This is a genomic window from Mucilaginibacter sp. AK015, from assembly GCF_014200785.1.
Taxonomy (GTDB): Bacteria; Bacteroidota; Bacteroidia; order Sphingobacteriales; family Sphingobacteriaceae; genus Mucilaginibacter.
Genome location: NZ_JACHCV010000001.1, coordinates 819,716 through 844,721, shown reverse-complemented (window position 1 = coordinate 844,721; position 25,006 = coordinate 819,716). Strand labels below are relative to the sequence as shown.

Sequence of the window (25,006 nt, the reverse complement as noted above, 5' to 3'; positions counted from 1 at the left end):
ACATGAGGAAATATAGTTTATTGATCGTTTTTATCGCTGCAGTGCAGCTTGCATCGGCACAGTTTAGCGTTAGCCCCGATAAGCATAATATACTTAAGGCGGGCAAACCATTTTTCTGGATGGGTGATACCGCGTGGGAGCTGTTCCATCGCCTTAACCGCGGGGATGCTGACAGGTACCTGAAAAAACGGAGCGAACAGGGCTTTACGGTTGTGCAGGCTGTTGCCCTTGCCGAGCTGGATGGCATCCGCGAGCCAAATGCTTATGGGGAGAAACCCCTGGTAAATGAGGATTTGACCAGGCCTAACCCAAAGTATTTTGAACACGTGGATTATATTATCGATAAAGCTGCAGAATATGGCATCACCATAGCCTTTTTGCCAACCTGGGGTGATAAACTTAATGCAAGCACCTGGGGCAAAGGCCCGGAAATACTGAACGAAAAGAACGCGGCTGTTTATGCCGCGTGGCTGGCCAACCGTTATAAAAACAAAACCAACATCATTTGGATATTGGGCGGCGACCGCCAGCCCCGCGGTGAACAGGATATTGCTGTTTGGCGCGCTATGGGCCGGGCCATTATGAAGGTAACCAATAACAAAGCCATTATCAGTTATCACTGCCAGCCAAACCAATTGGGCTCGGCAGAGTGGTTCAGGAACGAGGGCTGGTTTAGCTTTAACATGTTCCAGACCGGGCATTGTCGCGATACGCCGGTTTACGACAGGATAAACGCATCGTACAACGCCCAGCCAACAAAACCGACTATTGACGGCGAACCCATTTACGAAGACCATCCCGTTTGTTTTAATGTGAATGACCTGGGCACTTCAAGCGCTTACGACGTACGGAAATCAGCCTATTTAGATTTGTTTTCCGGGGCTTTTGGGCATACTTATGGCTGCCATGACATCTGGCAGATGTATTCGCCGGAGCACGAGCCGCTAAACGGCCCGCACATGTTTTGGTTCGTTGCTGTTGATTTGCCGGGCGCCAACCAGATGCGTCATGTACGCAGGCTAATGGAATCGCACCCGTTGCTGGACAGGGTGCCCGACCAGTCGGTAGTGCTGGAAAACGACAAGCCCGCGCCCGGGCGTATCCAGGCCGCACGGGGTACAGATTACATATTTGTTTACTCGGCCAGCGGCGAGCCGTTTACCGTGGTTGCCAATAAAATATCAGGTAACACCTTAAACGCTTACTGGTATAACCCGCGCGATGGTAAAACCCGGGATGCCGGAACAGTTTCAAACCGGCAGAACAATAAATTCAGCCCGCCGTCAAACGGTTACGGGCAAGATTGGGTACTGGTTTTAGATGATGCCGCTAAGCAATACCAAAAGCTGTAAGCATTTTATAACCTGTTAATTTGCGCGCAGCAAAACAGCCGGCAATTGCTGTAACTTATAGCGATTTAAAGAATTTTTTGCATTAAATAATCGTTAAAATAACGTACATTTAATGTAACCAAATTGTTAAGCCCATGCGCGCGCTTTCATGCTTTTTGTTTACACTGTGCTTTGCAGTGTGTTTTACTGCCGTAAAAGGGCAGGGGCAGCAGGTACGCGTAGATTTTTATAAAGACCCGTTTACTGTTGTGGTAGATAGGTCTGTTATGGTAGATATTCCGCAGCGGTTTAGCTCCGAAAGCTTCAAAAAAGGATATGCCGCTGTTAACGCGGCAAAGAGCCAGCCCATCATAGATTCGCTTTTGGCCTATAAGCAAGAACATCAGCTTAACGACTGGCTGTATTACCAGCTTGTTCGCCGGGTAGCGCAGCAAATAAGCCCTAAGGAAGAAAATTATGGCAGGTACACTTTTTATAAGTGGTTTATGCTAAATAAATCGGGATATGACGCGCGGTTGGCGCTAACAAGTAACAAGGTGATATTTTATGTTTACAACACCGAAGATATCAGCGATATACCATACTTTATGATCAACGGCAAGCAATACGTTTGCCTTAACATTCATGATTATGCTAACGCCAACCTTAATGATGACCCGCCTGTACCCGTAAATATCGCTATAGCCGGGGCAACGGGAGCGTTCTCGTACCGGGTAACCATGATGCCCGATTTTATGCCCGAGCACGACATCGAGAAACAGGTATCGTTTGAGTACGATCATAAGAAATATTATTTTAAGGTAAAGCTGAATACCGATCAGCAAAAGGCGTTTAACAATTACCCGGGTGTTAGTTTTGAAACATATTTTAATATCCCGCTGAGTAAGGAAACTTACGGATCGCTTATCCCGTTGTTAAAAAAGAATATGAAAGGGATGAACGAGCAAAAGGGGGTTGATTACCTGATGCGCTTTACCCGCTATGCGTTTTTATATGAGAACGATAATGACAACTACGGTAAAGAGAAACGCCTGTCGCCGGGAGAAACACTGGCCGCCAATTACAGCGATTGCGATGACCGCGCGGCCCTGTTCTTTTACCTGGTAAAAGAAATATATAACCTGCCCATGATAGCCCTGCTTTATCCAACCCATATTACCATGGCGGTTGAGTTTAGCCACCCAGTGGGCTACCCCATTGTGTACAAGGGTAAAACCTACTCGATATGTGAGCCAACCCCTCAGGTTGAGAACCTGGGAATAGGTCAAATGTCGGCCAAGCTAAAAAGTACGCCTTACCATGTGGTGTATGCTTATGAGCCTTCGGGCAGATAAGCACTATTAATAATGACTAATCATTATATTTGATACAACCCTATTTAACCTAAACATGATCAGAGCTATCAACTTGTTAAGTTTAATAATATTAGTGGTAATATTATCATTAGGCGTCTGGGAGTTTTTGTCAATTAAAAAAGCTCAATCCGATTTTAACAAAAATCTTAACGCAATAAATTGGGATAGATATTCAAATAGTTCTGCCAAACCAAATGATAGCTATTTTACTAATCCGAAAAATTCAGCAAAGTATTTAGGAGATAAACCATCTGACAATATTTTCTGGGTTAAAGTTGGCTTTTCTTTAATATTTTGTTGCGCTGCATTATTCGTTATTTTATCTGCAAGGTATGACGATGAAACAAGAAAATGGGCATTTAGCATATTGACATTAATTGCAGGGGTCTGGATAGGCACTGTTTCATAATTAATCTACTACAAAAAACTATCACTTTCCCTATAAGCCGCAATAACCCTTTGCTCACCCTCTTTACCGGGTTTTGAGTTACCGTGCTCCATACCCAATATACCTTTGTAGCCTTTTTCGTGCAGGAATTTAAAAATATTCTTGTAGTTAACTTCGCCGGTGGTAGGTTCGTTACGGCCGGGGTTATCACCTATCTGGAAGTACGCGATCTCGTCCCAGGCAAGCTTAATATTGTTGATCGTATTGCCTTCATTTTTCTGCATGTGGTACATATCATACAAAATTTTGCAGCTTGGGCTGTTAACCCCTTTGCATATCATATAGGTTTGCGCAGACGTGCGCAGGTACAGATCGGGGGTATCGCTTAAAGGCTCAAGCACCATTACAATGCCGTGCGGCTCCAATATTTCGGCACCTTTCCTTAAGGCAGTTATTACGTTCGCGTTTTGGATATCGAGGGGCAGGTTGCGGGCAAAATCGCCGGGTACGACGGTGGCTAACTTACCGCCGCAGCGTTTAGATACCTCAACCGCCTGCCGGCATCCCTTTAAAAAAATATCAACATGCTCCTGTTTGCCTGCTGCCAGTGTATTAGCCCCGTTACCACCTTTGTCGAGCACAAAAACACCCATAGCCATACCGAGCTTTGCCAGCAGGTTGCCAATTTTTTCCTGCTCGGCGGGCGGTCTGCCGCTCATGCCGTTGTCCTCGATGCTCCGGAAGCCTTGGTCGTATATAAACTGTATCTGATCCAAAAAATTTGTGCCTGCCGAATTTTTAAACATGCCATCGTGCGGTGCATAGTTCATGTTAAAAGGCTTGCCGGGCGCCGCCGGCGCGCCCGTATTGCAACTTGTTGTGCTAGCCAAAACCGCGTTACCGGCTAAAAGCGAACTTGCTGCCAACGCGCTGTTTTTTAAGAATTTGCTTCTGTTCATGGTACAGGTGTTACAATTGATTGATAATAAAAGGGCTGTAATATCACACTTTTTATGATAAATACTATGCTTCTGCTATTTATATCAGCAGAAATTGGCTTATTGGTCTGGCTTTACCGCGTTGTTTTTAATAAGCATTACTGCCATTAGCGCGCCCAAAAAGCCCAGCCCGGCCGATATCCGCATAATATTGGCATAAGCAGTTATAAAACTGCCGGTATATGCCTTGTTTATTTCACTTTTTTCCACCCCGGTAAATTCTGAGGGCGCTTTTGCGTTTCCCAGGTTAACAGCTTGTTTTACAACAGCCTGTTTCTGCGTGTCGTTCAGCTTTAAATTTTTGATGCTGCTTTGCAATGCGCCCGAAAACAACAGCACCGCCAAAGCGCCCAATATGGCATTGGCAAAAACGTTAGCCACCCGGGTGAGCGCATTGTTTACACCCGATGCTGTACCGGCAAAACGATCGCTTACCGAACCCATAACCGCCGCAGTGAGCGGGGCAACCGTAAACGACATCCCCAAACCAAGCACCAATATTCCCGGAAAAAAAGTGGTCCAATAATCTGCCGGACCGGCTGTTTGTTTTACAAAGGACAACAAAAACAACCCGGCACCTGCTATGACAGGGCCTGCTATAAGGAATGATCGCGGCCCGTGTTTGTCGGCCAGCGCCCCAGCAAAACGGGCTACAACGATCATCAATATGGTAAATGGTAAAAACGTTAAGCCTGATTGCAGCTGGCTGTACCGCTGGACCTGTACCATATTTAAGCTCAGAAACAGCATGCCCGTGCTTAGGCCGGCATAAAGGAAGAGTGTAAGCAGGTTGGCACCGCTAAAGGTTGAATTTTTAAACAGCTGCAGCGGCATCATGGGGTTTTTGCTGTGTTTTTCGATCAGCACGAAACCCGTTAATAAAACCAGGCCACCAACCAACGTGGTATACACTTGCCAGTTGCCCGCGCCAACATCAGGTATACGCAAAAAACCGAAAGTAACGGCTGCAAGGCCCAAAGCAATGGCAATGGCGCCCGTAACATCAAGGGGTTGTTTGTTTTCGTCGCCCCGTATCTCCTTAACCTGCTTAGCCAGTATGATAAGGGCGGCTATGCCAATGGGTATGTTTATAAAAAAAATGTACCGCCACAAACCGGCATCGGCAAAGGCGCCGCCTAAAACGGGGCCGCCCATAGTAACCACAGTGGTAAAGGCGCTCCAGGTGCCAATGGCCTTGCCGCGCTCGGCCGGGTTGATAGAAGAGGAGATAAGCGATAAACTGCCGGGTATCATTAGTGCCCCGCCAATACCCTGCAGCATCCTGAATACGATAAGCAAAGTTACGCCCGGTGCAAAGCCGCAGGCTGCCGAGCCGGTAATAAAAATAAAAATACCCGTCATGAATATCCTTTTGCGACCAAGCTTATCGCCCAGCGCCCCTCCGATGAGTATCAGCGAAGCCAGCATCAGCAGGTAGGCGTTTAAGATCCAAAACAAGTCGGTGCCGCTGGCGCCAAGGCTTTTTTGCAGCGATGGCAATACCACGTTAAGCGCTGTGGCATCGATAAAGGCCATAGCCGATGCCATAATGGTTGATACCATTATCCATTTACCCGCTTTACTGCCCAATGCAACTGTAGGCATAATAGTATAAGATTTTTAGTAAAACTAACAAAATACCGGCTAAGGTATGCTCATAAAAAACAGGGGCTTAGTGTATCGAAATTTAAGCAGCTATTTGTTATTTGAAAAATACTTTGTAATTATGCCCTACCAATATACAAACTATCTACCGTCTCATTTTATGCTTCCACAAAAGGAATATCAAATGTGGCCCGATGCAGAGCTTTTAAACCTGCTAAGGCTGGACGACCGTAAGGCGTTTGAAACACTGTACAAAAAATATTCGGCCAAAGTTTACCAGGCAGCATATAATCTGTTCCGCGATAAGGCCATCTGCGAGGACCTGGTGCAGGAGCTTTTTATCGACCTGTGGACAAAGCGACACAAGCTGAATATCTCTTCGCTGGAGTGGTACCTTAAGGTTGCCATTAAAAACCGTGTGCTGATGTATCTGCGCACCCAGCGGGCCACGCTTGATCTTTCGGCCATTGCCATGCTTACTGAAAAATATACCACGGATAGCAGGCTGCTTCAGGGAGATATCAGCAATATACTCGAAAATAATGTAGAACGCCTTCCCGAAAAGTGCCGCCAGATATTTACGTTAAGCCGTAAGGAATACCTTTCTAATAAAGAGATAGCTTCGCGTTTAAATATCTCGGTAAAAACCGTGGAAAATCAAATGACTATCGCCTTGCGCTACCTGCGCACCGGCCTTGGCGATTACCTGCCCATGATAGTGGCTGCGTTAATTATTTTGGCTCAAAGCTAAAAACAGAAAGCTATAACAGCAGTCCATAAAAAGCTTTGTGCTTGGACTTTTAGCTTTCGCCTTCCCCTTTCCACTCATCTCAAAAAATATTTCATCCGGCTTAGGGGGTAGGCATGCTAAACGCATCTTACACATATAAACCAATGAGAAAGTTTACTTTTCTGAGAAAAAAAATCCAGGCCAAAGACCGCTCTTTGCAGGAAAAACTTGTAACCAGGTATTTCGAGGACCTTGATCTGAACGATCAGGACCTGGAAGCCGGGCAAACAGGTTTTAACAGCAATGACATATACAACCGCATTATCGACGATATCGATGCTATGCCGGTTAAACCTGCGGGTATAAATAAAAAATGGATGGTTGCTGCCTCATTGGTTGCTATAGCAGCATCTTCTGCGTTCATCTATCAGTACCGTACCCAGGTGCTTGACGTGATATCTCCGATAGCGCAGCATCAAATTGCTACAATCAATGGCCAGGTGGCAAACCTAACCCTTGCCGACGGTACAAAAGTATGGCTTAACGGGGGCAGTAAGTTAAGTTACCCCGAAGCTTTCCGCGGCGATAAAAGGCAGATAACCTTAACCGGCGAGGCCTTTTTTGAAGTAGCGCACGATGCAACAAAAGCTTTTATCGTTCATACGGGCGATATCAAAACACAGGTATTAGGTACCAGCTTTAATGTAAAGGCTTACCCCGAAGATAAGTTTGTAAAAGTTGATGTAGCCACCGGAAAGGTTGGTGTGGTTGCACGGGCTGCTAAAACAGTATTCCTGCTGCCATCACATGAGGTGATGGTAGATAAAGCAAACCACAGCGCAATTACCAGTAAGGGTGTTGATGTAAATACGCTTGCCGGCTGGAAGAGCGGCGATTTTAACGTAAAGAATATGCCGCTGCCCGAAGTATTGAACGCCATATATCATCGGTACAACATACAGGTAAAGGCTGATGCTAACCTTGTAAAATGTTCCATAACAGCCAATTTTACAAATGTATCCCTTCAAAACATCATCAAGATCATCTCGAAACTGGTGAGGGGCAGGGCATACGCCGATGGGCCCGGCTATTATTTAAAAGGCAAGGGCTGCTGACAAAAGAAAAACCAATTACAAAACAGATAACCAATTATCAATTAACCTAAATAAAACAGATGATGACATAAATACATAAAAAAACCCTGTTCAATAGGATTTTGAAACAGGGTGATTAAAATGCCGGGTTATTATTAAGTGTACGTTTCAGAGGTCGAATTCAGAACGCTGCACTTGAATTTCAAACACTTTAATTTATTCAAATCTATGAATATATCTCTATTTTCAAATGGAGTAGTTCGTTATGTATTAATATTAATGAAATTTACCTCGCTTGCCTGCTTTGTTGTTTGCCTGATGTGTTTTACAGCGGTTGCAAACAATTCATATGGCCAGAAATTTTTAGAGCAACAGGTAACGCTTAAGTTTAAAAACCAAAAGCTTACCGATGCGCTTGAGAAGATTGCGGCCGATAAAAAAGTAAAATTTGCTTATGCGGATAATTTACTGAAGCCGACGTTCAGGGTAGATCTTAACGTAACTAACAAAAGCATCAGGGAGGTGCTTGATGAGGTTTTAACTCCGTTTAACCTCAGTTACAAAATTATTGATGATGTTGTGGTTATAGGCGAAGGACCGGCCGCTACAACACTTACAGGTATTACCTCGCAGGCGGTTCTAGCAGTAAAGGTGCAGGGTAGGGTGGTAGACGATACCAACCTGCCTTTACCGGGTGTAAGCGTAAAGCTTAAAGGCACCAACTTAGGCACGGTAACTGATGTTAACGGAAACTTTGTTTTAGACGTTCCAAATACTGATGGCACCCTTGTATTCAGCTTTATTGGCTTTACCACTAAGGAAGTGCCGCTTAACGGGCAAACATCCGTTGGAAACATCCAGCTGGTAGCCTCACAAAGCTCGCTTAACGAGGTTGTAGTTATTGGTTACGGTACCCAAAAACGTGTTAATGTTATTGGCGCGGTTGACCAGGTAACATCAAAAGCCATTGAAGGCAAACCCGCGGTAAACCTTACACAGGCCTTACAGGGTACATCACCTAACTTAATAATACAGCAAACCAGCAACGAGCCCGGTGCTTATCAAACCATTAACATACGCGGTGTAAGTACATTTGGTGATAATAACCCGCTTATTGTAATTGACGGCATAACCGGCGGCGACCTTAACCTGTTAAATCCGCAGGATATTGAGAGCGTATCTGTGTTGAAAGACGCCGGTAGCGCTGCAATTTATGGTTCGCGCGCGGCAAATGGTGTAATACTGGTTACCACCAAAAAGGGGAGCAAAAACGCAGGAGCTTCACTTACTTATAATGGGCAGGGTGGCGTGCAGGTTCCACATGTTGGTTACAAACCGGTACACTCTTACGAGAACGCCATTTTGCGCAACGAGGCGGTAGTAAATGCGGGTTTAACGCCAATTTACACTCCCGAGCAAATACGCCAGTTTCAAACTCAGGGCGATAACCAATGGTTTTTAGATGCTATCTTAAAGAACGCTGTTCAGCAAAGTCATAACCTTAGCCTGTCGGGTGGTAATGCTACATCTACCTACCTGGTATCAGCCGGCGTGCTCGATCAGCGCAGCAACCTGGTTGGACCCGATTACGGTTTAAGGCGTTACAACTACCGTATGAACATGAGCACCGAGTTTGGCCGCTTAAAACTGACCAGCATTCTTTCGTACGCCCGTACCGAGATAAAAGAGCACTCTTATAACACCGGTACTTTGATAGTTGATGCGGGCCGTACCCCAACTTATTATCCCATCAAAGACGACCAGGGCAATTATTTAACCAATGATGTACTGGCAGAATTTAACCCGCTTGGTATCCTTGAAAAAGGGGGTTACCGCAGGCGCGATAACGATAATATTTTTGGAAACCTTACAGCCGAACTGGGCATCACCAAAGACCTGAAGTTGAAAGGAGTATTTGGTGGTACATTACTTTCTAACCACATGTTCGGCCGCGTTATGCAGGTTAACTATCTGCCAAAAGGCACGTATGGATCTGACAGGAACACCAACGACGATAATAACAAAAATCTTTATATCAATACACAGTTCCTGGCGCAATACACCAAAACCTTTGCAAAAGATCATAATGTGGATATATTGTTAGGCGTTGCAAACGAATCGACAGATAACCAGAGCAATTACCTGCGGTTAAAATATACCGATCCTGAACTGGGTACGCCCATTACAGGTACAGTTATTGAAACATCATCAACCGCGACAAACAACAACAGGTTAGAAACCAGCCTGAACTCGTTGTTCGGCCGCGCGTCGTACTCATTCAAAAACAAATACTACGGCGAGTTTGACTTCAGGATAGATGCTTCGTCAAAATTCGCAAAGCAAAACCGCGACGCGTTTTTCCCATCGGTAACAGCAGGTTACCGCATTACTGAAGAAGACTTTATGCAAAACTACCGCGATAAAGTAGGCGACCTTAAACTGCGTGCATCATACGGTATACTGGGTAACCAAAACGTTGGTATTTACCAGTTCCTGAATACTTATGGCGTATCAACAGGCTCATATTATGCGTTTAACAACTTACCGGTAAGCACTACCGATATAAAATTTGCTAACCCTGATATCCGCTGGGAGCGCGCATCCACCTTTAACGTAGGTGCCGATGCAACATTCTTTAAAAACGCGTTGACCCTTTCTGTTGATTACTTCAATAAAATTACGCGCGATATTTTACTGCCGCCTGTAGTTCCCGGCGTATTTGGCGCATCGCTGCCCGACTATAATGCCGGCGAAGTACAAAACCGTGGCTGGGAAGTTAACCTGAATTATCGCTTAAAAACCGGCGCTTTTAACCACAGCTTTGCGTTGAACGTGGGTGATACCAAAAACAAGGTGTTGAAATTGGAGGGCGGCGACCAGCTAAAAGGTTACGACGAGATGCAGATCATCAACAAAGTTGGTTTGCCTATCGGGTCGTACGTTGGTTTGGTTCGCGATGGCTATTTCCAAAATCTTGATGATATCAACAATGGCCCTAAGCCGGCAGGCCTTAATGTGCAGCCCGGCGATAACCGGTATGTAGACGTGAATGGCGATGGTGTTATTGACGAAAACGACAAGTTTGTGTTAGGTAACGGTTTCCCACGTTTAACGTTCGGCTTTACTTATAACATGACGTTCAAAGGTTTCGACTTTAACCTGTTTTTACAGGGTGTTGGCAAACGCAGCATGTTTGTAAGGGGCGAGCAGGTTGAGCCTTTCCACGTTAACTATTCGCAGGTTATTTACCAGCACCAGCTTGATTACTGGACACCGCAAAACCCCAATGCCCGGTACCCGCGCCTTGCGGCAAGCGGCAGCCAGTCTAACGAGAACAACTTCCGCCGGGGCTCTGATATGTACTTGTTTGATGGTTCATACCTGAGGGTTAAAAACGTACAAATAGGTTATACTTTACCCGTGGGTGTGGCCAAAACAATTGGCATGCGCAAAGTTAGGGCATACCTTACCGGGCAAAACGTGCTTACTTTCTCTGGTATGAAGTTTATCGATCCTGAGTCGACAGAATTAGGGGGTAATGTGAGTGCGGGTGGTGCAAACAGCGGCAGATCGTACCCGTTGCCTGTTTATTATGGTTTTGGTATTGATATAACCCTTTAATCTATACAAACATGAAAAAATTTAATATCAACAAAATAGGGGTTGCGTTATTACTGGCATTAAGTTTATCGGCCTGCAAGAAACTTGACCTTGCGCCCGAAAACAGGTTTACCGATGCCAACTACTGGACAACAACCGATAAAGCAAATAACGTTTTAAACACAGCTTATACACAAATATCAAATAGCGGGTATTTCTTTTCGCAGGAAGCGCTTTCTGACAATGCGTATATGGGCCGTGGCGATGCTTTTAATGCAGCATCGTTGGCCGCGGGCACTTACGACGCGTCATTAGGCCGTTTTAAAAGCGAATGGTACGACCATTACAACGGCATAAAAACCTGTAACATTTTCCTTGAAAATGTTGACCGCGTTACCGCTATGGATGCCGGGTTAAAAGCGCGCATGAAGGCCGAAGCGAGGTTTATACGCGCATGGCATTACTTTTTGCTGGAGACCTGGTGGGGCGATGTGCCGCTGATTGAGAAAGACCTTACCATTGACGAAGCGAAGACCATTTCGCGCACGCCAAAGGCACAGGTAGTTGATTTTGTATTGAAAGAACTTGATGCGGCTGCTGCCGACCTGCCGGTAAACACGGCTTTGGCGGATGCCGACAGGGGTCGCGTAACCAAGGGCGCTGCTATTGCCTTAAAGGCACGGGTGCTGCTTTACGAGAGCCGCTGGGCTGATGTTGTCACCGAATGCGAAAAGCTGATCGGTAAAACTGACAATGGCACTTACGCGCTGTTCCCATCGTACGAAGGTTTGTTTTTGCCGCAGAACGAGTATAACAGCGAGGTAATGTTCGATCTGCAATACCTGCCGCCTTCAGTGGGCAGCCGCTCGTATACCGAGTTCAGGGATCTGGCACCTTTATCAGTAGGCGGAAGGCTCAACGCCGTAGCGCCAACACAGGAACTGGTAGACAGCTACCTGATGCTGAACGGCAAAAAACCGGGCGATTCGGGCTCAGGATATGACGAGAACAACCCGTATGTTGACCGCGACCCGCGTTTAACTTACACCGTTGTATATCATCTGTACAAATGGAAAAAGCCGGATAACAGCATACAAACTATTTACACTAAACCAGGTTCAGACCCGGATCAGGAGCATCACTTTGATGAATATGCGCCTGGAGCGATTACCTCGCCAACCGGTTATTATACCCGTAAATACTATGACCCTACATCAACACCTGCCGATTTTGGTTCGGGCCTTAATTTAATACTCATCCGTTATGCAGATGTGCTGTTAATGTATGCCGAAGCAAAAATGGAACTTGGACAGCTTGATGCAGGCGTTTGGGATAAAACTATAAAACCAATACGTGCACGTGCGGGCTTTACCGATGCTGCCGCGCTTAACTTCCCGGCCGTTGGTGCTTCTGAGTTACGTGAGATAGTGCGTAACGAACGCCGCAGCGAGTTTGCCATGGAAGGCCTGCGCATATTTGACATACGCCGCTGGAAAATTGCCGACGACGTGTTGAATGGCTGGGCGCATGGCGCTAAGTTTGGCCCTGCCGGTGTAGATGGCGGTTATATACGCGCTAACCTGCGCACGTTTGATGCAAGCAAAAATTATTTATGGCCGATACCGAGGGACGAACGGGCTATTAACCCCAACCTTACTCAAAACCCGGGCTGGTAATTCATTAAATATTTATAAAAAATTATAATTTATTAAGATCATGAAAAATATTTTTTACTGCCTGGTTGCAGGTATAGTAGCGCTGATGTCTGTATCGGGCTGCAAAAAAGATAAAACAATAGGTAACACAAATGTATCTGCGGTTAGCAATTTGTTTTTACCCGAAGACGGTAAATACATTAAGATAGCGTCGGGCGCATCAGGCTCTGTTTCGTTTGAATGGGAGCAGGCCCGCGCAGAAGATAATGGGTTGGTTTTATATGAAGTGGTATTCGATAAAGAGGGCGGCGATTTTTCACAGCCCCTTTATTCGGTGCCATCAGATGGTAACGGCTTGTACAACAAGCTCACCGCATCGTTCAGCGACTTGAACAAAATTGCTACCCTGGCTGGTGTAAAGCCACAGGAATCGGGCAAGGTTATCTGGACAGTACGTTCATCAAAAGGTATTAACGCCGTAGCTTCTACCCAGAAACGAGTGGTTGAAATTGAGCGCCCTGCCGGCTTTACCGAAATTCCAACCGAACTGTTTATAACAGGTACTGCAACCGAAGGCGGCGATGACCTGAGCAAAGCCATCAAAATGAAACAAACCGCTCCCGGTAAGTTTGAGGCGTTCACTTCGTTAAAAGCAGGTAGCTTCCATTTTGCTGACCGTACTACCGGTACACCGTCGACATTCTCGTATGATGGCGCGAAGCTTACAGAAGGCGGCAATACAGAGTTTACCGGCTCAACTAAAGTTGAAAGGATAGAAGTTGATATGAACGTGGCATCGTATAAAACTACCGAGGTTACCAACGTAGGTTTATGGTTCTCTGCGGATAACAAGATATGGTTCGACCTTACTTATGCAGGCAATGGCACCTGGGAGGCAAACGATAAATCAATTGTATTCCACCAGGAATCATGGGGCCGCGACGAACGTTACAAGTTCAGGTTTACGTTCAAAAATGCCGATGGCTCAACAACAACCCAGTATTACGGCAGTGCAAATGCTGATAACAGCGCGGCAAATGCAGGTACACCGCCAACTTACTATTACATGTTGCCGGTAAACAACTCGCAGTACGATTATACATTTAAGTTTAACCACGATTTTGATAATAAAACTGCTGACATTAAAGTAATATTCAACGCTACCGTTCCTCAGTATACACACACGGTAACCGGTAACTAATCAGTATTATAAAACTGGTTTGCAGGGCCTCACGGCCTTGCAAACTTAACATCGTTAAACTTTAGTTTATGAACAGCATCATCCAACATATAAAAAAAGTGGCTTTGGCCGGGCTTATCCCGGTTGTGCTTACTTCCTGCTTAAAGGACAAACCCTTCCCGCTTTATGGCAATAAGCCTACACCAGCGGTTGATTATACCTTTGCTGCTACGGCCGATTCGCTGCAGGAGAAAACTTACACCACATTCCTGTCTGCCAATGGTAATTATTTTGTGCAGAACAATGCCGGCAACACCAATTATAACTACTGGCCGCAGGCCCACACGCTTGATGTTTTTACCGACGCTTACTTGCGCACCAAGAACGATATTTACAAACAGCGCATGAAATCGTTATTGAATGGTACCCGCATTACCAATGGTAACAAATACCAGAACGAGTATTATGACGATATGGAGTGGCTGGCGCTTGCAAGCCTGCGTGCCTTTGAGGCAACCGGTGACAATGATTATATGAATGCCGCCAATATCTTATGGACCGACATAAAAACAGGCAAAAACGATAACCAGGGTGGTGGTATTGCCTGGAGAAAGTCGCAGCTCGACTATAAAAATACCCCGGCAAATGCGCCCGCTATAATTTTCGCGGCCCGCCTTTACCGCTTGCAGCACAATGCCGACGATCTGGCCATTGCCAAAGAATTGTACTCGTGGTTGAAAACCACCCTGGTTGACCCGGGCAGCGGCATAGTTTGGGATGGTATTAACGGCGACCATGACGGACAGATCAGCAAAAATAAATTTACTTATAACCAGGGTACGTTTATCGGCGCCGCGCTTGAGCTATATAACGTTACCGGCGATGCCGCTTATTTAGCCGACGCTGTACGCACGGCATCAGCTACCATAAAAGACCTGGATATTGCACCCGGAGGCCTGTTGAGAAACGAAGGCCAGGGCGACGGTGGTTTGTTTAAAGGTATTTTGGTACGGTACTTAACCTTGCTTACCCTTAAAGATGACGTTGCTGCCGCCGACCGCGAAGCCTACGCCAAATTTTTAAAATATAATGCCGAAACCTTATTTGTAAAAGGGATAAGCAGGCCCGACCTTATGGTTAGCCCCGACTGGAAATCAAAACCATCGGGCACTACAGACCTCACCACGCAAATAAGCGGGGTTACGATGATGGAAGCCGCAGCCACGTTAAAAGCAGCCGGCAAATTTTAAACACAGAGAGTTGGATCTTCCGGGCTATATTTGTCCGGAAGATTTTTTTATTTACCTATTTATGAATATGAAGAGAAGGCAATTTATTGGGAGTACCACGGTATTGGGTGCCGGTGTTTTAATGAGCAAATTTTCGTTAGCGGCTAAGCCCGCTTTTCCTGTGGTAAGGGTACCCGTATCACAGCGCAGGTTTAAAAGTGTATCGGTTGAAAAAGCGATAGCCGAATTTAAATCGAAAGTTAAAAACCCCGAACTGGGATGGCTTTTCGAAAATTGTTTCCCAAACACGCTGGACACAACGGTTACCTATAAGCTTGTCAATAATAAGCCCGATACCTATGTAATTACCGGCGATATCGACGCCATGTGGCTGCGCGACAGCAGTGCGCAGGTTTGGCCTTACATTGCTTTTATAAATAAAGATGCCGACCTTAAAAAACTGGTTGCAGGCGTAATAAACCGCCAGGTAACGTGTATCCTGCGCGACCCATATGCCAACGCCTTTTATGATGACCCTAACAAAGTAGGTGAGTGGAAGGATGATGTCACCGACATGAAACCCGGCCTGCACGAACGCAAATGGGAGATCGACTCGCTTTGTTACCCTATACGCCTGGCCTATAAATACTGGAAACTCACCGGCGATACATCGCCTTTTGATACCCGGTGGAAAACCGCCATACAAAGCATCCTGAAAACATTTAAAGAGCAGCAGCGTAAAGAAAACGACGGGCCATACTCGTTTCAGCGCAGAACATCGTGGGCTACCGATGGTGTGCCTATGAACGGCTATGGTTACCCGGTTAAACCAAATGGCCTTATCTGCTCGGCGTTCCGCCCCAGTGATGATGCTACCATTTACTCGTACCTGGTGCCGTCAAACTTCTTCGCGGTAACCAGCTTAAAACAGGCATCAGAAATGGTGAAAAGTATCTCAAAGGACGATGCTTTAGCCGCCGAATTACTTGCACTTGCAAACGAGGTTGACGCCGCGCTGCAAAAAAATGCTGTAATAGACCACCCGGATTACGGAAAAATATACGCTTACGAGGTGAATGGTTTTGGCAGTTACAACCTGATGGACGATGCCAACGTGCCGAGTTTATTAGGCATGCCATACCTTGATGCCGTAAAAAACACCGATCCCGTTTATATCAATACTCGCAAGATGTTATTGTCGTTAAACAACCCTTTCTTTTTTAAGGGCACGGCAGGCGAGGGGATTGGCGGGCCGCATATCGGCAAGGATATGATATGGCCTATAAGCATCATCATACGCGCTATAACCAGTAACAACGATGCCGAAATAAAGGAATGTATTGAAACGCTGCGCAAAACGCACGGCGGTACAGGTTTTATGCACGAGTCGTTCCATAAAAACGATCCTACAAAATTTACCCGTAAGTGGTTTGCCTGGGCTAACACTCTTTTTGGCGAGTTACTCTGGGAAACTTATACGCAAAAGCCTCAACTGTTAGGTTAAACTAATTGAGTTTGTATATTTACCAAACTTTATAACTGTAACATTAACATCTATTCATGAAAAACATTTTAAAGACCGTTTGCCTGATGGCAGGGGTATTTGCGAATAGCTTTGCCCATGCACAAGCTACAAAGGCGCCCGCTTATCCGCTGATTACGCACAATACCTATTTTAGCGTGTGGTCGTTTTTTGACGACCTGAACGAATCTACCACCCGCCACTGGACGGGCAAAAACCAATCGATGTTGGGATTGATAAAAGTAGATGGCGAAACGTACAGGTTTATGGGTAAAATGCCGGTAAGTTACAGAACTTTAGTGCCCGATGGCGAAACAAAGCCATATACCGCAAAATATACCGAAAGCAAACCGGCAGACGGGTGGGAAGCAACCGATTTTAACGATAAAGCCTGGAAAACGGGTACGGCACCATTTGGCGACGACCCCAAGATGGCCAAAACACTTTGGAAATCCCGCGACCTGTGGGTGCGCCGTACCTTCATTTATAAAAAGTCGGAGCCGATAAGTAAGCTTATATTGAGATTACGTCATGACGACGATGCTGAAGTTTACCTTAACGGAGAAAAAATAGCGGTAGGGCCCGGCGCCAATGGCGACCTGCTGCCGGTTGATATAAAAGGCGACGTTGCAGATAAGCTAAAGGATGGCGAGAACGTGCTGGCTATGCATTGCGTTAACACAGGCGGCGGTGCATGGCTGGATGCCGGTTTCGCCGATGAGTTAAAACCGGTGATCAATAAGGATGTCAAAACAGCTAAGCAAACCGGCGTTACCATTAACGCTACACAAACCATATATACCTTTAAATGTGGCGACGCCGATCTTAAACTAACATTTACATCGCCGTTGCTGATGGATAACCTTAACCTGCTCTCGAGGCCGGTAACGTATATCACGTACAGCGTAAAGGCAAATGACAATAAAGCGCACGACGTAAAGGTTTACTTTGGCGCATCGGCAGATCTGGCGCGTAATAAACCTACCCAACCTGTTATAGCGCAGCGGTATATACAAAAACAGCTATCTGTTTTAAAGGTTGGTACAAAAGAACAGCCGGTATTACAAAAGAAAGGCGATGACCTGCGTATAGATTGGGGCTACCTGTACGTTGCGGCCCCGGCAGCTGCAAATGCTACGCAGTTTATCAGTAACGATATGCAGACTGCTGGGGCGTTTACGAGTAAATCCATGCCGGCTACAACCGTAGGCGGCGAGGGGGCGTTTTTAAACACGGTTATCCCGTTTGGCAGGGTTGGCAGTGCCGCTGTCGAAAAATTTATCGAACTAGGGTATGATGATGGTTTTTCGGTTCAATACTTTGGTAAAAACCTGAGGCCGTGGTGGAATAAAGAAGGTAAAAAAACCATATTGGGCGAGCTGAAGCAAGCGGCTGTCGATTACAGAACGGTAATTGCTAAATGTAAGGCCTTTGACGATGCTATGAATGTGAAGGCATCTGCAGCGGGTGGTTTAGAATATGCCAAGCTTTGCGCCATTGCTTACAGGCAAGCTATTGCCGCACATATGTTAACCCAAAGCCCTAAAGGCGAAATCCTGTGGCTATCTAAAGAGAATTTTAGCGGCGGTTTCATCAATACTGTTGATGTTACTTATCCATCGGCGCCGTTGTTCTTAATTTATAACCCAAAGCTTGCCGAAGGTATGCTGAACGGTATTTTCGAATTTAGTGAAACAGGTAAATTCAAACACCCTTTCGCCGCGCATGACTTGGGGACGTACCCCTTTGCAAACGGACAAACTTACGGCGAAGGTATGCCGGTAGAGGAATCTGGTAACATGCTGCTGCTGGTTGCTGCCATTGCAAAGGCCGAGGGTAATGCCAATTATGCCAAAAAGCACTGGGCAACTTTAACCACCTGGACAAATTACCTGATCAAAGAGGGCCTTGACCCGGCAAACCAGCTTTGTACCGACGATTTTGCGGGGCACCTGGCACGTAATGCCAACTTATCGTTAAAAGCCATCAACGGCATTGGCGCTTACGCTATGCTGGCAGATATGCTTGGCTATAAAGCTATCGCTGCAAAATACCATACTATAGCAAAGGATTTTGTAGCTAAATGGATGCAAATGGCCGATGCCGGCGACCACTACTCGCTGGTGTTTGAAAAGCCCGATACCTGGAGCCAGAAATATAACCTGGTTTGGGATAAACTGTTAGGATTGAAACTGTTCCCTAAATCGGTTTACGAAAAAGAGATAAAATACTACCTTACCAAACAAAACGAATACGGCTTGCCGCTGGATAGCCGCAAAACGTACACAAAGTCCGACTGGATAGTATGGACAGCGACATTAGCGGATAATGCCAATGATTTTAAAGCCTTGACAGACCCTATCTATAAATACGCTACCGAAACATCGTCGCGCGTACCTATCAGCGACTGGCACGAAACCACCAACGGCAAACAGGTGGGTTTCCAGGCGCGCAGTGTGGTGGGCGGCTATTTTATGAAAGTGTTGGAACAGCAATGGCTTAAAAAGTAATTTACTATTGAGCGTAAACGAAGCGCCTGCCGGTACTAAATGATAACAGTACCGCAGGCGCTTCGTCGCGTTTTATACAAGTGTTACTTATGATAAGCCTTTAACAGGTCTTCTACCAAAATGCCATTGATGGTTGTACCGGTAAGGTTGCAATCGCTTATGGCAACGCCGCTTAAATCACAATTTGTTACAGTGCTGCCCGCCAGGTAGCAATCATCGAATTTGAGCGGACGTTGCCTGGCGTTAGCGTCATAATTCGGGTGCCCTTCGGGGGGTAACCCTATGCTGTGGATATATGCCCCGCCCAATTGCGCGTAACAGATTTCCAGGTCGCTAAGGTTGGCATCAAATATTTTCATGTTGGTAGCCGAAACGTCGTTCATCTGTAAGCCATTAAGGCATGCCGTTTTAATTGTGGAGTTCTCCAGCATGGCCTCGCGCACGTTGAGCTGTTTTGCAGTGTTGATGATCTCTATCAATTTCATATTTATATTATTGGATAATACAAATCTGCATAAACTTATCAACCTGCGTAAGGTGCTTTTGCGTCAAAGAAGGGGTATAAAGCGACAAACACATCATCATTCTCCCCAGGCGGTGATAACCAGGTTTCGGTTGCCGCCGTGGTTGCGATGCTCGCATAAGTAGATACCCTGCCAGGTACCCAGCGCCAACCTTCCATTACGAACAGGGATCTGTACCGAGCAACCCAGCATAGCAGCTTTTAAATGCGCGGGCATATCATCCGGGCCCTCATCATCGTGCCGATAGTCCGGATCATTCTCGGGAACGGCCTTGTTGAAATACATTTCGAAATCCTGACGTACAGTAGGGTCGGCATTTTCGTTGATACATAAAGCTGCCGAAGTATGTTGTATAAATACCTGGCATATACCGGTTTTGATCTCGCTTAGCTGTGGGATGGCGTTTACTACGTCGGCTGTAATGATATGAAAACCGCGCCGGCGCTGTTTCAGTTGCGTTATTTGCTGAAATATTTTCATGGGTTGATGTCTTTAGCTGATAGTAATACAAGTATCTGACACACAAGTTCGGTAAACAGGTTTAAAATAGTGATTTTGGCATACTACATATGTAGTATTTTATTACCTAATCTGTTGATTATCATAAATATTATTTATATATACATCATATTTATACAAAACAGAATATGAAGCGTATCCCCCTGGTCGTGATGTTCGTCGTTTTTCTTACCATTGGTGCATCGTCACAAACAACAAGGCAGCTCATCGATTCGGCCCGCGTAAACAAAACAACCAATTTCGCTAAGGTTGTCAAATTTGCAACACGCGCTTATGAGCAGGCCAGGGCCGAAAATCAAATAAAGTTACAAGGCGAAGCTGCCTTTATGATAGGCATGGGCAATTACCTTTCTGGCAACCACGATAAAACGTTACGCTGGTATATCGAAGCCGAAAAACTTTATCAGGCTGCAGATTTTACCGACGGGCTGGCCGAGCTATACTCGGACATGGGGATACTATACCTGCGTTTGAAAAAGATGAAGGAAGCCGATGAGATCAGCCAAAAAGCAATTAGCTACGCTTTGCGAACCAAAAATAAACAGCGGCTGTCCGCGGCAATAAATAACAGGGGGTTGATGTTTTTAGATGGCGGCAAAATGGACAGTGCCATTACTTACTTCAGCAAAAGTTATGCTATCTACAAAGTTATTAAAGACAAAGTTGGTATGGCGTATGCGTTAGACTATATGGCTTCGGCATTATCCGAAAAAGGGCAATATGGCCCGGCGCTGTCTGCCATGAACGAGAGCAAGCAGCTGCGCGCCGGTGTAGGCGATAAAACGGGAGAGGCCATAGCCGTAAATAATATAGGTGAGCTTTATCTAAAAATAAATAAGCCTGCCGAGGCTTCTCCTTATTTTATAGAAGCGGGAAAAAAGGCGCATGCGCTTAAATACGCCGCCCTTGAAACATATACTTACAGCCAGCTGGCTGTAAGTTATAAAATGCAGGGAAAGTATAAAGAAGCTTTTGAAGCGCAGACAACTTACCTTGAGCTTACCCAGCAAGAACTGGACGCGAAGCGTAATAAAGACATTGAGGAGTTACAAACTAAATATGCTACCGACAAGAAAGAACAGGAGAACAAGCTGCTTTTAGCTAAAGCAAGAGAACAAAAGGCTGAGTTAAGCCGTAACCGGGTTGGTATATACGCCTTGTTGGCCACTATTATATTTTTAGCTATAATATTTTACCTGGTTTACAACCGCTACCGCATTAAACAACAGGCGCGCTTTCGCGAGGCGATGCTTGAGGAGGAACATTTGCGCACGCAAGCTATTATGGATGCCGAAGAGAACGAACGCCAGCGCCTTGCCCGTGAATTGCACGATGGTATAGGTCAAATGCTTTGCAGCGCCCGTATGCAGCTGGAATATTCACAATTAGATGATGGCCCGGCGGATGAAGATAATGCCGCCCTGCAGATGCTGGATGACTCTATAAAAGAGGTGCGCGACCTGTCGCATAGTATGATGCCGCCTTATATCCTCAACAAAAATCTGAGGGAGGCCATTGAGGAGTTTATACACAGGCTTAATAATAAAGACCTGGTTAACATTTATACCGAATGGGTGAACACGGATAGCATGTCGATAGATAAAACCACTACACTGATGTTATACCGAAGCGTGCAGGAGATCATATCCAACATATTTAAGCACGCCCGGGCAAAAAATATTCATATCGAGTTGGTAAACCACGATACCGAACTTACCCTGATGATCGTGGACGATGGGGTAGGCTTTGACAAGGATAGCCTTTTGAAGACCAACAAAGGGCTGGGATTAAAGAATATCGAATCGCGCGTGGCGTACATCGGCGGCAGTTTGGCTATTGATGCTACGCCGGGCAAGGGGGTAACCTACGTTATCGAACTGCCATTGTTAAGCGTAGCCTCGTAAGCAAATAATAGGCTGTTCAATATATCGCAAACAAAACCGCCGATGCGATTGCTTTAAGTAAAAAACAGCTATGGACATTCAAATAAAGCCTGCAGAACTATACCGCGATAATGTTATCGCCTTGCTAACCACCGAGAAGCTGCCAACAAGCGATCTTGCTGTTATGCTCAGTAACTTTTTTGTGGCAGTGAATAATGGAGAAGTAATAGGTGTTGGCGGCTTGGAAACTTATGGTGCTTATGGGTTATTACGTTCTGTCGCTACCGCAAGGGCGTGGCGCGGGCAGGGCATCGCGTCGCAATTGCTTAATAAAATAGAAGCGCTCGCCGCTGATTTGGGCCTTAAAGCGATATACCTTTTCACCGAAAGTTCCCGGGATTATTTTGAAACAAAGGGTTACGAACATATTGCCCGTATGGATATCCCCGAAGAAGTAAAAGGCTCATCTGAGTTTGCACATATTTGCCCCGAATCGGCAACGGCTATGCAAAAATCGTTGTAACGCTCTTGAAGTATTTTTGAAATAACCCGTTCCATTTTTTTGTAACTTATGTGACTGTCAGTAGTCTATACGTTATGAAAAAGAAAGAAACCTTTAGCATTCATGGCAAAAACCTGGTTAATAAGATCAAGGAACTTATTGAAGAAGGTAACATCACCAGTATTACCATAAGCGATAAAAATGGAAAGGAACTTATGACGTTCCCTTTATCGGTAGGGGTTGTTGCGGCAGTTATTGCTCCCGTGCTTGCGGCAGTTGGCGCGCTTGCTTTATTTGTTGGCGAATGCAGCCTGACCGTAGAACGCGAGGAGAACGAGGGGGATGAAGAGATAGGGTAAGCCCTTTATCACGCAGTTTTAAGCGTGACTGTAAACGCCGAACCTTCGCCTTGCTTGCTGGTAACCTGTATGCTACCGTGGTTTACCTCAGCAAACTCTTTGCATAATAAAAGCCCAAGGCCAGTGCCGCTTTCGTTACCTGTGCCGCGCGTGCTTACATTATTAAGATTAAATATCCCCTTTATTTTATCAGCAGGTATGCCTATACCTTTATCTGTAACTGTAATTGCTGTGAGCCCATTTTCTGACGCGGCCGTTATGGTAACGTCGCTCCCAACCTCGCTGAACTTTATAGCGTTTGAAAGCAGGTTACGGATAATAAATTCCAGGTGATCTGCATCGGCAAGTACTTTAACATCATCTGCAACATCGCTTTGAATATGAATTCCTTTGCCTGCAGCAACGCCCGAAAGAAACAACACTGAACGTTTGATCAATGGGGCAATAAAAAAATGAGTTTGATTAAGCTGGATGCCTTTGATTTGCATTTGCCCCCACCTAAGCAGGCTGTCAAGCGTATCTAAAGATGCCCTGGTATTTATTTCCAGCCGATGCAGCATGGCCCTGCGTTGTTCGGGCTCAAGGTCATCGTCTATTATCTCGAGCAGGTTGATAACTGATATAAAGGGCGAACGAAGGTCGTGCCCCAATACCGAGAACAGTTTGTCTTTCACCGTGTTCGACTCCTGTAATTCGGCGTTGGTTTTATTAAGCAGCAGGTTTAGTCGCCTGGTTTTAAAATAGTAAAATATCACCACCAAAAGTATAACCAATACACCCGCAATAACAGCATATGCTATATTTTGCTCCAACTTATTTTTGTTGTTTGCAAAGCGCAGTTCCTGCACACGCGCCTTAGATTGGTTTAACTCGTAGGCGTTTTGCAGACTTACAATTTGTTTTGACATTTTCTTATAAAAGAAAGTGTCGGCCAGTTGCAGCTGTTTTGTGCGGGCCTCGTAAGCTTGTTTATAGTTTTGCTGAGATTTGTAAATATCGGCGATGGCATTTAAATCGGCTATTTGCTCATTATAGGTACCTTTACTTTTAGATAGCTTATAGGCCTGCTGCCAGTAATATAACGCATTTTTAGGATCCGCCTTTCCGTACGTGGTTGCCAAACCTGTTAACGTTTGAATCTGACGGATGTAGTTATTGATCTTCCTGGCTTTTTCCAGTGCCGATTTCTGCAGTTTTATTGACGTTTGCCTATCGCCGGCCTTCGCGTAAACAGATGCAAGCGTATTGGTAAGCGTAATATTCAGCCCCTGATACTGCGGAACGTTGCTTTGTTTTATCCCTTTTAACAAATAAGCCTTTGCTTCATCAAGCCTGCCGGTTTCGCGAAAAGCCGAGGCAATATCATTAAACAAGTTTAAGGATAAGTTAGAAAAAGGCAATTTGTTGTTTAAACCCTCGGCAACTTTATAATACCTGATAGCTTCAGTATATTTTTTTTGCGCGGCAAATGCTTCGCCGAGGGTAATATAGCTTTCCATTTGCCCCGCCAGGTTACCATTATGCTGGCTAAGGTCAAGGGCTTGTAGAAAATAGCCGATGGCCTTATCATACTGCCCGTTGCGTATCTCAACCACGCCAAGTCGTATGTTTTCTGTAGCCATTCCCGTGGTGTGGCCAATTTGCTTGTATAATTTAAGCGCGTCCAGATATTTGGTACGCGAACTGTCAAATTGCCCAACATTGTCGGCTATCATGCCTAACTGGTTAAGCATTAAAGCTTGCCCGCGCAAATTTTTTAAGCGTTTGGCAACCTCAAGGCCCAGGTTAGCAAAGTAAGTTGCCGAGTCGGGTTTATCATAACGGTAACGCAACACCAGCTTATTGTAGTAATCAATGGTATCGTCCGGCTTGGCAGGCACGGGTTGCGAGCGTGAAATGCATGACACTGTTAAAAACAGTATTGATAAAATAATACTGGTAAAACGGCTTGCAGAGATTTGCAAATGCACCTTCAATGTTATAGCTGTTGGGGAATAGAAA

The 25,006-nt window shown here is 45.5% G+C and carries 19 protein-coding genes; 14 read left to right on the top strand and 5 right to left on the bottom strand.

Annotation, left to right across the window (positions count from 1 at the left end; all coding sequences use genetic code 11):
* The first annotated feature begins 2 nt into the window (after positions 1–2).
* The 3 genes from HDC91_RS03685 (at position 3) to HDC91_RS03675 (ending at position 3,116) form a co-directional block, all read left to right on the top strand.
* Positions 3–1,352 carry a glycoside hydrolase family 140 protein gene (locus HDC91_RS03685; protein ID WP_183548544.1) on the top strand — a complete coding sequence of 450 codons (1,350 nt, stop codon included), beginning with the start codon at positions 3–5 and terminating at the stop codon, positions 1,350–1,352.
* A gap of 134 nt (positions 1,353–1,486) precedes the next feature.
* The gene (locus tag HDC91_RS03680) at positions 1,487–2,686 is read left to right on the top strand and encodes a hypothetical protein (protein WP_255476650.1); all 1,200 of its coding nucleotides are present in this window, start codon (positions 1,487–1,489) and stop codon (positions 2,684–2,686) included.
* 55 nt (positions 2,687–2,741) lie between these two features.
* Complete coding sequence (locus tag HDC91_RS03675; protein ID WP_183548543.1) at positions 2,742–3,116, top strand: hypothetical protein; 375 nt, start codon at positions 2,742–2,744, stop codon at positions 3,114–3,116.
* A gap of 8 nt (positions 3,117–3,124) precedes the next feature.
* Here the strand turns inward: HDC91_RS03675 and HDC91_RS03670 are convergent, their stop codons facing one another.
* Entirely contained in the window at positions 3,125–4,054 is a 930-nt protein-coding gene (locus tag HDC91_RS03670) for a hydroxypyruvate isomerase family protein (protein ID WP_183548542.1), read from the bottom strand.
* A 99-nt stretch (positions 4,055–4,153) separates the two neighbouring features.
* Entirely contained in the window at positions 4,154–5,698 is a 1,545-nt protein-coding gene (locus HDC91_RS03665; protein ID WP_183548541.1) for an MFS transporter, read from the bottom strand.
* 160 nt (positions 5,699–5,858) lie between these two features.
* Here HDC91_RS03665 and HDC91_RS03660 point away from each other — a divergent pair, with 160 nt between their 5' ends.
* The 8 genes from HDC91_RS03660 (at position 5,859) to HDC91_RS03625 (ending at position 19,218) form a co-directional block, all read left to right on the top strand.
* Complete coding sequence (locus HDC91_RS03660) at positions 5,859–6,449, top strand: RNA polymerase sigma-70 factor (protein ID WP_162432170.1); 591 nt, start codon at positions 5,859–5,861, stop codon at positions 6,447–6,449.
* A 143-nt stretch (positions 6,450–6,592) separates the two neighbouring features.
* Complete coding sequence (locus tag HDC91_RS03655) at positions 6,593–7,543, top strand: FecR family protein (protein ID WP_183548539.1); 951 nt, start codon at positions 6,593–6,595, stop codon at positions 7,541–7,543.
* A 258-nt stretch (positions 7,544–7,801) separates the two neighbouring features.
* Entirely contained in the window at positions 7,802–11,143 is a 3,342-nt protein-coding gene (locus tag HDC91_RS03650; protein WP_183548537.1) for a TonB-dependent receptor, read from the top strand.
* A gap of 11 nt (positions 11,144–11,154) precedes the next feature.
* On the top strand, positions 11,155–12,798 hold the full coding sequence (locus tag HDC91_RS03645) for a RagB/SusD family nutrient uptake outer membrane protein (protein WP_183548535.1): 1,644 nt from the start codon (positions 11,155–11,157) through the stop codon (positions 12,796–12,798).
* A 40-nt stretch (positions 12,799–12,838) separates the two neighbouring features.
* Positions 12,839–13,978: a SusE domain-containing protein gene (locus HDC91_RS03640; RefSeq protein WP_183548533.1), complete on the top strand. Its 1,140-nt coding sequence runs from the start codon at positions 12,839–12,841 to the stop codon at positions 13,976–13,978.
* A gap of 68 nt (positions 13,979–14,046) precedes the next feature.
* Positions 14,047–15,207 carry a glycoside hydrolase family 76 protein gene (locus HDC91_RS03635; RefSeq protein WP_183548531.1) on the top strand — a complete coding sequence of 387 codons (1,161 nt, stop codon included), beginning with the start codon at positions 14,047–14,049 and terminating at the stop codon, positions 15,205–15,207.
* Between the two features lie 67 nt (positions 15,208–15,274).
* Positions 15,275–16,690, top strand: coding sequence for a glycoside hydrolase family 125 protein (locus tag HDC91_RS03630; RefSeq protein WP_183548529.1), 1,416 nt, complete (start codon positions 15,275–15,277; stop codon positions 16,688–16,690).
* A 56-nt stretch (positions 16,691–16,746) separates the two neighbouring features.
* Positions 16,747–19,218, top strand: coding sequence for a glutaminase family protein (locus tag HDC91_RS03625; RefSeq protein WP_183548527.1), 2,472 nt, complete (start codon positions 16,747–16,749; stop codon positions 19,216–19,218).
* Positions 19,219–19,301: 83 nt separating this feature from the next.
* On the opposite strand, the gene HDC91_RS03620 is transcribed toward HDC91_RS03625, so the two are convergent.
* Together HDC91_RS03620 and HDC91_RS03615 are read right to left on the bottom strand one after the other, a co-directional pair.
* Entirely contained in the window at positions 19,302–19,703 is a 402-nt protein-coding gene (locus HDC91_RS03620) for a pentapeptide repeat-containing protein (protein ID WP_183548525.1), read from the bottom strand.
* 96 nt (positions 19,704–19,799) lie between these two features.
* Positions 19,800–20,222, bottom strand: coding sequence for a secondary thiamine-phosphate synthase enzyme YjbQ (locus tag HDC91_RS03615; protein ID WP_183548523.1), 423 nt, complete (start codon positions 20,220–20,222; stop codon positions 19,800–19,802).
* A 167-nt stretch (positions 20,223–20,389) separates the two neighbouring features.
* On the opposite strand from HDC91_RS03615, the gene HDC91_RS03610 reads away from it, so the two are divergent.
* The 3 genes from HDC91_RS03610 to HDC91_RS03600 all read left to right on the top strand — a co-directional run bounded on the left by HDC91_RS03610 (position 20,390) and on the right by HDC91_RS03600 (position 23,005).
* On the top strand, positions 20,390–22,165 hold the full coding sequence (locus tag HDC91_RS03610; RefSeq protein WP_183548520.1) for a histidine kinase: 1,776 nt from the start codon (positions 20,390–20,392) through the stop codon (positions 22,163–22,165).
* 70 nt (positions 22,166–22,235) lie between these two features.
* Complete coding sequence (gene arsN2 / locus HDC91_RS03605) at positions 22,236–22,667, top strand: arsenic resistance N-acetyltransferase ArsN2 (RefSeq protein WP_183548518.1); 432 nt, start codon at positions 22,236–22,238, stop codon at positions 22,665–22,667.
* 74 nt (positions 22,668–22,741) lie between these two features.
* Complete coding sequence (locus tag HDC91_RS03600) at positions 22,742–23,005, top strand: DUF4342 domain-containing protein (RefSeq protein WP_162432182.1); 264 nt, start codon at positions 22,742–22,744, stop codon at positions 23,003–23,005.
* Between the two features lie 8 nt (positions 23,006–23,013).
* Here the strand turns inward: HDC91_RS03600 and HDC91_RS03595 are convergent, their stop codons facing one another.
* Positions 23,014–24,912 carry a tetratricopeptide repeat protein gene (locus HDC91_RS03595; RefSeq protein WP_183548516.1) on the bottom strand — a complete coding sequence of 633 codons (1,899 nt, stop codon included), beginning with the start codon at positions 24,910–24,912 and terminating at the stop codon, positions 23,014–23,016.
* Positions 24,913–25,006: the final 94 nt, after the last annotated feature.